A 12,338-nucleotide genomic window follows, 5' to 3' on the forward strand; every position below is an offset into this window, starting at 1 on the left:
TGGTGCGCAGGCTCAGTCGATCGGCGGGACCGGCTGCGGCGGCGCATCGGCGTCGCTCTCGTGGACCTCGACAAGGCCGCGTCCGACATGGCTCTTGCGGTAGCCGTAGGCGAAGTAGACGATGAGCCCGATGCCGCCCCATACCGGCAGAACCATCTTCGATTCAAACGGCAGGTTGAGGAACAGGCCGAAGCAGCCCGCGGCCGCCAGCGGAGCAACCACCCATACCAGCGGCGTGCGGAACGGGCGCGGACGGTCGGGCTGGGTGCGGCGCAGGATCAGCACGGCCAGGGCCACCATGAAGAAGGCGAACAGCGTGCCCGAGTTCGAGATGTCGGCCAGCTGGCCCACCGGCAGGAAGGCCGCGAAGAAGGAGACAGCAACACCGGTGATCATGGTCACGATGTGCGGGGTCTTCCACTTGGGGTGGATCGAGGCCAGCTTCTCGGGGAGAAGGCCATCGCGCGCCATCACGAAGAAGATGCGGGTCTGGCCAAAGAGCATGATCAGGATGACCGAGGGGAGCGCCAGGAAGGCGGCCACGCCGATGAGGTCACCCACGCGCTCCCAGCCCACCGCGCGCAGCACGTGGGCCAGCGCCTCGCGCGAGCAGACGAGCGGCTCGGTACCGGCGGCGACAAGGCTCTTGCACTGGTCGGCCAGCATCGAGGTGCCGGGCGCCAGGATCTCGCCGTTGGGGCCCGAAACCGGCTGCGCACCGATGGCGCCGATCGCGCCTGCGGCAACCAGCAGGTAGAACACGGTGCAGATCGCAAGACTGCCGATCAGACCGATGGGCACGTTCTTCTGGGGGTTCTTGGTCTCCTCGGCCGCGGTCGAGACCGCGTCGAAGCCGACATAGGCGAAGAAGATCGAGGCCGCCGCGCCCACCGCGCCAAGGCCCGCGCCCTGGCCGTTGCCGAACCAGCCGTTGGGCATGAAGGGCTCGAAGTTCTCGCCCTTAATGACAGGCAGCGTGAGGACGATGAAGACCGTGAGCGCGGTCACCTTGATCGCCACGAGCACGGCGTTGACGCGCGCGCTTTCCGTAGTGCCGACCATCAGCAGCGCGGTCACCAGCAGCGCAATCAGGAGCGCGGGCAGGTTCACGATACCGCCCGCATAGGGCCCGACCGAGATCGCATGGGGCAAGGTAATGCCCCAGCTGTTGAGAAGACCCACGAAGTAGCCCGACCAGCCGACCGAAACGGCGCTGGCGGCCACCGCATATTCGAGGATGAGCGCCCAGCCCACCATCCAGGCCAGCAGTTCGCCCATGACCGCGTAGGTATAGGTGTACGCCGAGCCCGAGACCGGCACCATCGAGGCGATCTCCGAGTAGCACAGGGCCGCCACGCCGCAGACGAGAGCGGCGATGACGAAGGCCCACATCATGCCCGGCCCCGCCTTCTGCGCAGCCTCGGAAGTGAGAACGAAGATACCGGTGCCGATGATCGCGCCGACGCCCAGAAGCGTCAGCTGGATGGCACCGAGCGAGCGATGTAATGATTTCTTTTCCGCCGTCGCCAAAATGGCGTCGAGCGGCTTGACGCGTCCAAACATGCGTGGATCCCTGAATTCGCTGATGGGCGCAAGCTAGTCCAAGGCGCGCGCAAGGCAATAGCTGCAAGCGCCATAAGGACGGCCTTTGAACAGGAATCCGCGCAAAACATGCCATTTGCGCCAAGTTTCACCTCCCGCTAGGAGGCGCAGCACATAACGGGCACACCAAAGGAGAGGCCATGTCCACGACGTTCCAGCTCGACACGGCGACCAGCCGTGCCCATCCCACGCCCGCGCCGATGAAGCGGCTGACGATCCCGGCCATCCGCGCCCGCAAGGATGATGGCGTCACCACAGAGCCCATCGTCATGCTCACCGCCTACACCGCGCGCCAGGCGCAGCTGCTCGATGCGCACTGCGACCTCCTGCTCGTGGGCGACAGCCTGGGCCAGGTGATCTACGGCCTGTCCTCCAGTGTGCCCGTCACGCTGGAGATGATGATCAACCACGGCGCCGCCGTCGTGCGGGGCAGCTACCACGCCGCGGTTGTCGTCGACATGCCGTTTGGCACCTACGAGCAATCGCCCGAGCAGGCCTTTGCCAACGCGGCCCGCCTGCTGAAGGAAACCGGCTGCGCGGCGATCAAGCTGGAGGGCGGCGAGGCCATGGCCGAAACCGTCGCCTTCCTGACGCAGCGCGGCATTCCGGTGATGGGCCATGTCGGCCTCACCCCCCAGGCGGTCAACGTGCTGGGCGGCTACAACGCGCGCGGACGCTCGGAAGCCGAGGCGCAGAAGATCGTGGACGATGCCAGGGCGCTCGACGCGGCCGGGGCCTTCGCGGTCGTGATCGAGGGCGTGGTCGAGCCCATCGCGATTGCCGCCACCAGGGCGATTACCTGCCCGACTATCGGCATTGGCGGCTCGGCGCAGTGCGATGGGCAGGTGCTCGTCACAGAGGACATGTGCGGCCTGTTCGAGCGTGTGCCTCGCTTCGTGAAGCGCTATGCCAATCTCGCCGAGGAGATCGAGACCGCGGCGGCGACGTACGCAAGCGAAGTGCGCGCGCGCAGCTTTCCCGGACCCGAGCAGACCTACCAGCCCCGCAAGGGCTGAGCGGGTCTCCTCTCACCCGGCGTTCGGCACGTCGTCCAGCAACGCTTCGCCCTCGGCGATGAGCGGGGTCTCTCCGACCATGCTGCGCGCCTTGGCGAGAAGCGCGCGGGCGGTGCCGGGCGCCTCCTCCGAAACGGCCAGCGCAAAGCCGAGCGCCTGCGCGGCGTCCGGGCTGGAGCGCTGGAGGCGGTAGGCCGCCTGCGCAGCCTCGCGCGCCTCTTGCGTGTGGCCCAGCCCCGTCTCGACAAGGGCCAGGTCGCAGAGCAGGCGCACATCGCGCGTGCCGCCGTTGTCGCGCAGCCAGGTCAGGATCGCGCGTGCGCGCAGATAGTCCCCGCTCGCCATCGCCAGCCCGGCCGCGGCCCGCAGGGCGCTCCGGCTCTGCGGGCTCTGGTCGAGATAACCCTGCACCAGACCTTGCGCGCCTTTCGGATCGCCAGCGAGGAGAAAGGCCTCCACGCGGCGGCGGAACAGGCCGGGGGGCATGCGCACTCTTGTCGCAAGGGCATAACGTTCCTGCGCGGCGGCAGGATGGCCCAGTGCCAGTTGGACATCGCCAGCGAGCGCCTGGCTGTCGAAGAATCCGGGCCTGTCCTGGCGCATCGCCTCGGCGGCCCGTTCGGCCGCACGCCCCTGCCCCTCCGCAAGCAGCCGACCGATAGGCCCACCCCGTCCGACAACGCGCAACTGCGCCTGCGCCGGGCGCGCGGCGCGGTCGAGCAGTTCGCCGGCCTTCTGGCGATTTCCCAAGACCTCGTAAGCCCGCGCGACCTGGGTCAGCAGGTAGGGCGACGCCTCGTCGCGGGCGATGTCCGGCCCGAAACGCATCGTTGCAAAACGGAGCTGTCCCGCCTCGTAGATCGCGCGGGCGAGCAGGTCCTTGGTGCGGCGGCTGTCGGGCCGCTGGCGCAGCACCGCCTCGAAAGCCTCGATCGCAGTCTGCGGATTGCCGAGCGCCAGTTCCGCCACGCCGCGAAGCTGCTGGACACCGGGCACCATATCGAGCTGGCCTTCGGTGTGCGTGAGCAGGCTGCGCGCCAGTTCGAAGTTTCCGGCGCGCGCGGCGATCACCGCCTGAAGGTAGTAAGCCTGCGCGTTGCCGGGCATCAGTTCGAGCACCCGCCGCGTAACCGTCACCGTCTGCGCCGCGCGCCCCAGGTCGCCCAGCGTGGCCGCGTAATCGAGCAGCAGCGACACGTCCGAAGGCGCAGCCATGATGCCCTTCTCGAACCACGGCAAGGCACCCGCAAGGCCATAGCGATCGCGCACGAGCTGCCCCTTGAACTGCAAGGCCCGGGCGTTGTGCGGCCCCAGTTCCAGCGCATGGTCGGCCGCGGCAATGGCCTCCATATGGGCCCCGCGCACGTAATCCAGCCGCCCCATCTCGACCCACAGCTCCGGGTCGTCCGGGGTGAGCGCGCGCGCCTTGGCGAAGGCCGCCTGCCCCGCCTCGAAGTGGCCCGAAAGTTGCTCGAGGCGGGCCAGCGCGCGCCAGCCACGTGCGGCGCTGCCAGGCGCAAAGCCACCCTCTTCCAGCCAGGACCGTGCCTTGGCGAGCTGCCCTTGCGCGAGGTAGGCCTCGCCCATCCAGGCGGCGACCTCGCCGCGCGGGGCGCCATTGCCGAGCGCGGCGCGCAGTTTCATTTCGGCCGCGATGCCATCTCCGCGCGCAAGCGCCGCGCGCGCCTCTCCGATGAGAGCGAACGGGGCCACCGGCTCCTGCCCGCGGCTCTCGCCGCTACCGGTTAGCGGGCACAGCACCAGCAGCGCCGAAACCAGCGCGGCACGCCCCCACGTCCCTCTTCCCACCATCATCGGGCCATCAGGGCTGCAGGTCGTACTGCTTGAGAAGATCATAGAGCGTGGGACGGCTGATCCCGAGCATCTTGGCCGTACTCGAGATATTGCCTTCACTGCGCGCCAGGGCATGGCGGATCACCTTGCGGTCGGCCTGTTCACGCGCGGTCTTGAGGTTGAGCGCATTGATGACCTGCTCGTCGGGATCGGCCAGATCCAGGTCGCTGGCCGAGACGAGCTTCTCGTCGGCCATGATCACCGCGCGTTTTACCCGGTTCTCCAGTTCGCGCACGTTGCCCTGCCAGGGCCAGGCATCGATCGCGGCCAGAGCATCGCTGGCAAAGCCGCGCACCTTGGGGTTCATCTCGGCCGCGTAGCGCGCGAGGAAGGTCTTGGCGAGCAGCGTCGCATCGCCGGGGCGCTCCGCCAGGCTGGGAATGCGCACGACGATTTCGGCGAGGCGGTAGTAGAGATCCTCGCGGAAGCGGCCATCGGCGATCATCGCATCGAGATCCTGGTGGGTGGCGCACACGATGCGCGTGTCGACCGGAATCGATTCGCGCGAGCCCACCCGCTCGATCACGCGCTCCTGCAGGAAGCGCAGCAGCTTGACCTGCAGCTGGAGCGGGATGTCGCCTACCTCATCCAGGAACAGGGTCCCGCCCCTCGCCTGCTCGATCTTGCCGGGCGTGGTCTTGACCGCGCCGGTGAAGGCGCCCTTTTCGTGCCCGAACAGCTCGCTTTCCAGGAGGTTCTCGGGGATCGCGGCGCAGTTGATGGCCACGAACTCGCCGCGCGCCCGGTCGCTCGCATCGTGCAGGCCGCGTGCGAGCAATTCCTTGCCGGTCCCGCTCGCCCCCAGCAGCATGACCGAGACATTGGTGTTGGCGACGCGTTCGATGGTGCGCGCAACCTTGAGCATCTCGGGCGCGGCGGTGATCATCCGCCCCAGCACTTTTTCCTCCTTCTCGACCTTGGAGGACAGGCGGCGGTTCTCTTCCTCCAGCCGGTGGAGCTGGAGCGCACGGCGCACGATCAGCCCCAGCGCATCGATGTCGACAGGCTTCTGGTAGAAGTCGTAGGCCCCACGCGCGATGGCGGTGAGCGCGCTTTCGCGCGCGCCATGGCCGCTGGCGACGATGACCTTGGTGTCGGGCTTGAGCGCCATGATCTCGTCAAGAACCGCGAACCCCTCGCTCGTTCCATCGGGATCGGGTGGCAGCCCCAGGTCGAGCGTCACCACGTCGGGCGCCTCGGAGCGCAGGAGGGCAAGCGCCGAGGGACGGTCCCCCGCCACGATGACCTCGAAGTCCTCATAGGCCCACTTGAGCTGCGCCTGCAGCCCGGCATCGTCCTCGACGATGAGGAGCTTGGGCAGCGACTTTGCGGCATTATCACTCATCACGCGACTTTCTGATCATTCTTCGTGAGGTTCTGGTAGAGATTGGTCGCCTCGCTGAGCGGGATACGCACGACGAAGCGCGAACCCAGCCCCTCGCGCGATTCCACGTCGAGCCGCCCGCGCATCGCGCGCACCAGTTCGCGCGCCTCGTACGCGCCGATCCCGAAGCCTCCGCTCTTGGTTGACACGAAAGGCTTGAACAGACCGTTGCGCACGAACTCGGCAGACATGCCACAGCCGGAATCGAGCACCTCGAAACGGGCATGGAGGCCATCGGCGACGACCGAGAGGAAGACCGGGCTGTGCGGATCGCTTGCATCGATCCCGTTCTGGACGAGATGAACCAGAACCTGCTCGAGCGAATGGCGGTTGGCAGTGATCGCCAGGTCGGGCGAATCCACCGCCACGAACTGCGCGCTGCTTGCAAAGCTGGTTCCGACCGAGGCCAGTACGTCGCGGGTGCGAATGTTCTCCAGCTTCTCGACCGCGCCGGTGCCATAGCGCCCGAGCCGGGCGATCAGCGCGTTCAGCTTTTCCGAAGAATTGCGCAAGGTCACCAGCATGTCGGCGCGAAAGGCCGGTTTGTCGGCGTGCAGTTCCGCGTTGCGGGCGAGCAGGCTGAACTGGCTCGCAAGGTTCTTGATGTCGTGCATGACAAAGGCAATGCGGCGGTGGAAGTCGTCGAACCGGTTGGCCTCGGCCAGGGCAGTCTGGCTGGCATTTTCCGCAAGGTAGCTCGCCACCTGCTGGCTGATGACGCGCAGGAGATCTAGGTCCTCCCAGTCGAAGGTGCGCGCGAACTGCGGCCGGGCAAGCACCACAAGGCCGACCAGGCGCTCGAAGTGGACGAGCGGGATGACCGCCCAACTGCGCGCATCGGCAAGGAGCCACTTCGGGATCTCGAATGTCGTGTCCGCTCCCTGGGCTGCGCTGCGACCGCGCACTTCGTCGAGATCTACAATATAGCCGGTGCGTTCGAGGTAGGACTGGCCCTGCAGCGACATCGCGACACCCGGCACCTCGATCTCGGGCCAGTTCCAGCGTGCGGCGAGCGTCATTTCGCCCTGCTCCCCGGGTGCGAGAAGAAGTCCTGCGGGGCTCTCGAAAAGGTCCGCCACCGACTTGACCACGCGCTCGCCCAGCGGCGCGGCGTTCTCACCCCCGCTGCCGATGGTGCGGGTAAAGCGTAGCCATTCCTCGCGGTAATCGTAGCGGTGCTGGAAGAAGTGCTTGGCCAGCGTCACCTTGAGCCAGCTGCGCAGCTTGCGCGAGGGCAGGACGACCAAGGCAATCGCGCTGGCGAGGGTCAGGAAGGCGAGTTCGAGCAGGCGCGCGAAGTTGCCCCCCGCATAGGACAGCCACTGCGCCACCGCGACCATACCCACCAGATAGGCCCCGATCACCAGCAGCGAGAAGGTCTGGAACGTGACCGCACGCGAAGGGCGGATCTTCAGTTCGTCCCGGTTGGCCGCGACCGAAAGTCCGATGAACATCGCCAGGATGACCGTCGCCACCGCACGCAGGGCCGCCACTTCGCGCGGCCAGGACCCGGCGAGGTATGAAATCGTGTAAAGGTTGAGATCGAAGGCCCACAGCACGGCGAGACCAATCGTCGGCCAGCGAAGCGCCGGGCGCGCATCGTGCGAACAGCCCGCGTAGAGATTGTGGACCAGAACCAGCCCCCCGACTGTCACCAGGAGCCGGAACAGGACATTGAATTCGAAGGCAAGGCTTCGCAGTTCAAGCGGCAGCGGCAAGGTCCCCAGCCCATAGTCGATGCCCAGATGCAGCAACTCGACAAAGCACAGCGCCATCACGACAGGACGGATCGGCGCCAGCGTGGTGTCGCGTCCATCGCCGCCGAACAGGCGAAAGACGACAAGGAGCCAGCCCATGTTGCGCGCGGTCTCGCACAGCGATGCCAGGATCGGCGGCACCGTCCCGACCGCAACGGCCGCGACCGAAAGGCTCCACAACGAGGTCAGGACCAAAGCGACGAGCGCGGCCCCGCCTGCCCCGGCAAGCCGGTGACGGCGCGGCCACAGCGAGAGGCCGACAGCCGCCGTTGCAATGGCGCCGGTCAGGTCGAGCGCAATCGCAATCGTGGTCCAGATATCGGGACTGTCCCAAGCCATCATCGGGCTCCCTCACTCCAGATCACGACCCGCAAGGTCTGCAACAGGATCAGGAGGTCGAGGAAGGGCGTGTAATTCTTTGCGTAATAGAGATCGTATTCCAGCTTGTTGCGCGAATCCTCGACTGATGCGCCATAAGGATAGTTGATCTGCGCCCACCCGGTAATTCCGGGTTTGACCATATGGCGCTCGGCAAAGAAGGGAATGTGCGCTTCCAGGTCGGCCACGAACTCGGGTCGCTCGGGCCGGGGCCCGACGAAACTCATCTCACCTTTAAGAACCGTCCAGGCCTGCGGCAGTTCATCGATCCGCACCTTGCGCAGGAAACGGCCAAGCCGGGTAATACGGGGATCGTCCTTGGTCGCCCATTGCGCCCCCGCCGCTTCCGCATCGCTGCGCATCGAGCGCAGCTTGATGACATCGAAAGGAACACCGAACAGGCCGACACGGGACTGGCGGTAGAAGGCCGGTCCCTTGCTGTCGAGCTTCACCAGGAGCGCAAAGACCAGGACCACCGGGCCGGTCAGGAGCAGGACGCACGAACTTGCAACGATGTCGAAAAGACGTTTGACGGCGCCGGAAACGGCCCGCCCCGACGAAAAGCCGTCCGAAAAGATCAGCCAGCTGGGATTAACCGTGTCGAGGTCGATCCGGCCGGTCTCGCGCTCGATCAGGCTGGAGAAATCGTTGACGTGGACGCCAGCGGTCTTGATCCGCAGCAGGTCCTTGAGCGGCATCGCGTTGCGCCGCTCCTGCAGCGCCAGCACGACCTCGCTGACCCCGAGGCTCTCGACGAAGCGGGTAAGGTTCTCGATCTCGGCGCGCGGGGTCGCCCCCTCCACGCAGGGCGCGCCCTCGTTCATGTCGACGAAACCGGCGACCGCGAAGCCGCTTTCCGGACGCCTGGAGAGCACCTCGATACGCCGCGCCCGCGCGCCCGAGCCCAGTACCAGGACGCGGCGCCGGAACACGGCGGAGCCGAAGGCGGCGTGGAAGAAGAGCCGGTTGCCCATCAAGAGCACGATTGCCAAGCCCATCGAATAGACAAGGGTGGAGCGCCAGAACTGCTCGGTGGCGACAACAAAGTCGACGAAGGCCAGCGCGATCACGCCCAGCGAGACCGCGACGAGCAGGCGCGCAGCGGCAAATCGCATGGAACGAAGCGCCTCCGACGCGTAGACGCCGACCGAAACCATCGCGAGGATCATCACGGCCCCGAACGCTCCGTGGGCGGCCATACGCGCCAGGAGCGAGCCCATGTCCATACCGATCTGCATCGCCCGCAAGCGCCAGGACAGCTCGTTCGCCACTACGAGCAAGGCGAAGTCGACGATACACAGCAGGATCACCGCGTAGGGGATGTAGTGTTTGAAAAGCCGGACCATCGCCTCGGGTCGCTATCCTTGCGCACGTTAACTCATGTGACCTCAGCTTAACCCCAAGGCGTAAACTGTCGGTAAAACTAACACACCTCTACCGGCCAGCCCGCTGGACACAAGGACGCAAATCCCGGATCATGGTGCTTTCAGAGCTATTCCTCGCCCAAAATGTCGGCCCGTTTTACAGAGACGCACGGCGCGAGGAAAGGCGCTCGGCGCGCCTACGGGACCGGCTGTAAACCATGTGCTAACCACGAGAGGAAACCATGGTGTTACCCGCCCCACGGTAGAGGCCGCGCTGCCATGACAGGAATTCGCACCAGCCGCGCGTCAGCCGGTAAACTCTCGCTCAAGCAGACCTCGGTACACTTCGCCGCCATCACGCTCGTCGCCACGGGCTTGCTGGCCGTGTTCGCCGACGGCGAGCGCAGCAAGGCGGCGCTCGCTGCCGCGGCCGCGCACGAAGCTGACGCGGAGGATGCGATCGGCGAAGCCGCAAAAGGCGCAGCCAAGAACCTCATCAAGATACGCCCCCGCCGCGATACGCCCGGGCAGTTCGGCCCGGATCCGGTGCGGCGCCCCGCCCCTTCAGGCGCGATGGCCTATGCCCAGGGCGACGAACTGCGCCATGAGCCCGGCTACGAACCCGGCCCGGACCTCCTGCCCACATCCCCCCTCGCGCGGTCGGCACCTCCGGCCAATCTGCCAGCGGGCATGACGCTTGAGGAATGGCTGGCCCTGCATGAAGAAGAGCGCGGCGACCTGCCCGCTATTCGCCTTGGCCCCGATGACCTGCGGGCGATGGGTGCCCTGCCCTCATCCGGCCAGCCCGCCGGCTGACCGAACACCCGCCTCACGCCGCGGCTACTTCGTACCCAGGATATCAAGCGCGGTGAGCGTCAACGTCTCCGCACCCGAGCCGATGACCTTGTCCGCTTCGGGCGCCCAGAACGCGCTGTGGAGCGAGGGCAAGGGCGGCCCACCTTCCTGCGCGGCCTTGTAGGCAGCCTCGGGCACGCCGCCCACCCAGAAGATGATCGACTTGATGTTCTCCTCGTCGGCACGGCGGTATTCGCCGAAGTCCTCCCCGCCCATCACGGACGGAAGTTCGCCGACCTTGTCGGTCCCCATCTTCGCCTGGAGCCGGACCAGCGTTTCTTCCGTGAATTCCGGCGAGTTCCAGGTCGCCCGGGTATAGAGCTCCTTCCAGCTCACCTCGGGCAGGTCCTCTTCGGGAACGCCGGCGGCCAGCGCTTCGCCGCGCGCGATCCGCTGAATACCCTCCAGCAGCTTGGCGCGCGTTTCGTCCGAGTAGCTGCGCACCGTCAATTCCAGCTTGGCGCTGGAGGAGATGACGTTGTGCTTGGTGCCAGCGTGGAACGAGCCGACGGTCACCACGACCGGGTCCTTGGGATCGATCTCGCGGGACGCAAGCGTCTGCAGCTTCATGACGATCGAGCTCGCCAGCACGATCGGGTCGATCGTGGTGTGGGGATAGGCCCCGTGCCCGCCGCGTCCCTTGACGAGGATGTCCACGCTGTCGACATTCGCCAGCGCCCAGCCCACAGCCGCGCCGACCTTGCCCGCTTCCATTCCCGCCGAATCGTGAAAGGCCAGCGCATAGTCCGGCTTGGGAAAGCGCGAATAGAGGCCGTCCGCCAGCATCGCGCGCGCACCGGTCCCCATTTCTTCGGCAGGCTGGCCGACCATCACGAGCGTGCCCGACCATGCCTCGCGCCGGGCCGCGAGCAGCCGCGCGGTCTCGATCCAGGCGGTCATGTGGGTGTCATGGCCGCAGGCGTGCATGATGCCACTTTCCACCCCGGCGGTGGAGACCCCCTTCATCTTCGAAGCGAAGGGAAGCCCCGTCTGCTCGGTCACGGGAAGGCCATCCATGTCGGCGCGGATAAGGACCGTGGGGCCCTCGCCGTTGCGCATGACTGCGACGATACCGGTACCACCCACACCCTCGGTCACCTCGAATCCGGCCTCGCGCGCGGCCTTGGCCATGATCCCGGCGCTGCGCGTCTCCTGCATCGAGAGCTCCGGGTGCGCGTGCAGATCACGGTAGATATCCATGAGCGCCGGCATATCGGCCGCGATAGCCTGCGCGACCGCGTTGCTCCCCTGTGCCGCCACAGGTGAGGAGGTTACGCCCAGCGCCGTTCCGGCGGCGAGGGCCAAGCGAAGCATGTCAAGATGTCCCATAGACGCAAGGCTATGGAATGCCCTGTAAAAGGCAAGGGCTCATAACGCTTTGGGAAAGGTCCGTCCGCCGACAGATGCCGGTGTGGTGCCCCTGGCCCGACTCGAACGGGCACGCCTTTCGACAAACGATTTTGAGTCGTTCGCGTCTACCATTCCGCCACAGGGGCACGGGATGAAGGCCAGACGCTTAGCCGCAGCCATCGGCGCATTCAAGAGGCCAATGCGCGAATACCCACCGGGACGGGCATTTGCGTCGGTCCAGGTCTTTTTCTCAGAATTCCCAATCGAGTGCGACGTGGAGCAACTGGCTCTTCATTGCGCCCTTGCGCGATCCGAACGAGCCGATCTCGAAGCGCGGGCCATCTTCCCCTGTGGCATACTGCCAGCGCAGCTTGATCTTTTCGGCGTCCGCCTCGGGAGCCGGACCTAGCTCGACGCGCTCGGTACGTTCGCGAGTATTCAAGGGCTTGGCGGAAAGGGAAAATCCACGAAGGTCGAGACGTCCGTCCGGCGGTGGGACACGCGCCGAAGAGGCGGCAAGCGCCAGCGGAACCACGCCCTTCGCGACAGGCTCTCCCGCATGAACAGCGGCGGCCGGGACACATGCCCCGAGGCCAAAACCCAAGCAAAGGACGTTCCTGATCGCCATTCCATCTCCCCGGACCAGCTCTACGTAAGTACCACGTAGAAACGGCGTGGGGAACACGACAGTTCCCGGCAAGTCCGGGCAAAGCACGAAAGGGTGCCCTGGAAAGGGGTACTAAGCCCCCATTTCCAGCGCCTTGGGCCATCCGAAAAA

Annotated in this window: 9 protein-coding genes and 1 tRNA gene; 2 read left to right on the plus strand and 8 right to left on the minus strand. The window is 66.3% G+C overall.

Annotated elements, in window-relative coordinates; all coding sequences use genetic code 11:
- Positions 1-12: 12 nt before the first annotated feature.
- On the minus strand, positions 13-1,563 hold the full coding sequence (locus MBENS4_RS19825; RefSeq protein WP_039393947.1) for an amino acid permease: 1,551 nt from the start codon (positions 1,561-1,563) through the stop codon (positions 13-15).
- A 179-nt stretch (positions 1,564-1,742) separates the two neighbouring features.
- Here MBENS4_RS19825 and panB point away from each other — a divergent pair, with 179 nt between their 5' ends.
- Positions 1,743-2,618, plus strand: a complete 876-nt coding sequence (gene panB / locus MBENS4_RS19830) for a 3-methyl-2-oxobutanoate hydroxymethyltransferase (RefSeq protein ID WP_039393948.1) — start codon at positions 1,743-1,745, stop codon at positions 2,616-2,618.
- 12 nt (positions 2,619-2,630) lie between these two features.
- Here panB and MBENS4_RS19835 read toward each other — a convergent pair whose 3' ends face one another.
- The 4 genes from MBENS4_RS19835 to MBENS4_RS19850 are packed head-to-tail and all read right to left on the minus strand — an operon-like array spanning position 2,631 to position 9,337.
- Complete coding sequence (locus MBENS4_RS19835) at positions 2,631-4,433, minus strand: tetratricopeptide repeat protein (protein WP_039393951.1); 1,803 nt, start codon at positions 4,431-4,433, stop codon at positions 2,631-2,633.
- 7 nt (positions 4,434-4,440) lie between these two features.
- Positions 4,441-5,817 carry a PEP-CTERM-box response regulator transcription factor gene (gene prsR, locus MBENS4_RS19840; protein ID WP_039393952.1) on the minus strand — a complete coding sequence of 459 codons (1,377 nt, stop codon included), beginning with the start codon at positions 5,815-5,817 and terminating at the stop codon, positions 4,441-4,443.
- Positions 5,817-7,955 (minus strand): XrtA/PEP-CTERM system histidine kinase PrsK, encoded by a 2,139-nt coding sequence (gene prsK / locus MBENS4_RS19845; protein ID WP_242405024.1) that lies wholly within the window; start codon positions 7,953-7,955, stop codon positions 5,817-5,819. Before prsK ends, prsR begins: the two co-directional genes overlap by 1 nt.
- Complete coding sequence (locus MBENS4_RS19850) at positions 7,952-9,337, minus strand: TIGR03013 family XrtA/PEP-CTERM system glycosyltransferase (RefSeq protein WP_039393954.1); 1,386 nt, start codon at positions 9,335-9,337, stop codon at positions 7,952-7,954. The genes prsK and MBENS4_RS19850 overlap by 4 nt, the downstream gene beginning before the upstream one ends.
- Positions 9,338-9,634: 297 nt before the next feature.
- On the opposite strand from MBENS4_RS19850, the gene MBENS4_RS19855 reads away from it, so the two are divergent.
- Positions 9,635-10,171, plus strand: a complete 537-nt coding sequence (locus MBENS4_RS19855; protein WP_039393956.1) for a hypothetical protein — start codon at positions 9,635-9,637, stop codon at positions 10,169-10,171.
- Between the two features lie 24 nt (positions 10,172-10,195).
- Here MBENS4_RS19855 and MBENS4_RS19860 read toward each other — a convergent pair whose 3' ends face one another.
- The 3 genes from MBENS4_RS19860 to MBENS4_RS19870 form a co-directional block, all read right to left on the minus strand.
- On the minus strand, positions 10,196-11,524 hold the full coding sequence (locus MBENS4_RS19860) for an amidohydrolase (RefSeq protein WP_039393958.1): 1,329 nt from the start codon (positions 11,522-11,524) through the stop codon (positions 10,196-10,198).
- Between the two features lie 98 nt (positions 11,525-11,622).
- A tRNA-Leu gene (locus tag MBENS4_RS19865) sits at positions 11,623-11,706 on the minus strand.
- 104 nt (positions 11,707-11,810) lie between these two features.
- Positions 11,811-12,164 (minus strand): hypothetical protein, encoded by a 354-nt coding sequence (locus MBENS4_RS19870; RefSeq protein ID WP_144401014.1) that lies wholly within the window; start codon positions 12,162-12,164, stop codon positions 11,811-11,813.
- Between the last annotated feature and the right edge of the window lie 174 nt (positions 12,165-12,338).

This window comes from Novosphingobium sp. MBES04 (assembly GCF_000813185.1).
In the GTDB taxonomy this organism is placed as follows: Bacteria; Pseudomonadota; Alphaproteobacteria; order Sphingomonadales; family Sphingomonadaceae; genus Novosphingobium; species Novosphingobium decolorationis.

Bases quoted from the DNA above. Each gene is read 5' to 3' on its own strand.
- prsR (WP_039393952.1), bottom strand. From the start codon at position 5,817: ATGAGTGATAATGCCGCAAAGTCGCTGCCCAAGCTCCTCATCGTCGAG.
- MBENS4_RS19850 (WP_039393954.1), bottom strand. From the start codon at position 9,337: ATGGTCCGGCTTTTCAAACACTACATCCCCTACGCGGTGATCCTGCTG.
- MBENS4_RS19860 (WP_039393958.1), bottom strand. From the start codon at position 11,524: ATGCTTCGCTTGGCCCTCGCCGCCGGAACGGCGCTGGGCGTAACCTCC.
- MBENS4_RS19855 (WP_039393956.1), top strand. From the start codon at position 9,635: ATGACAGGAATTCGCACCAGCCGCGCGTCAGCCGGTAAACTCTCGCTC.
- MBENS4_RS19825 (WP_039393947.1), bottom strand. From the start codon at position 1,563: ATGTTTGGACGCGTCAAGCCGCTCGACGCCATTTTGGCGACGGCGGAA.
- panB (WP_039393948.1), top strand. From the start codon at position 1,743: ATGTCCACGACGTTCCAGCTCGACACGGCGACCAGCCGTGCCCATCCC.
- MBENS4_RS19835 (WP_039393951.1), bottom strand. From the start codon at position 4,433: ATGATGGTGGGAAGAGGGACGTGGGGGCGTGCCGCGCTGGTTTCGGCG.
- prsK (WP_242405024.1), bottom strand. From the start codon at position 7,955: ATGATGGCTTGGGACAGTCCCGATATCTGGACCACGATTGCGATTGCG.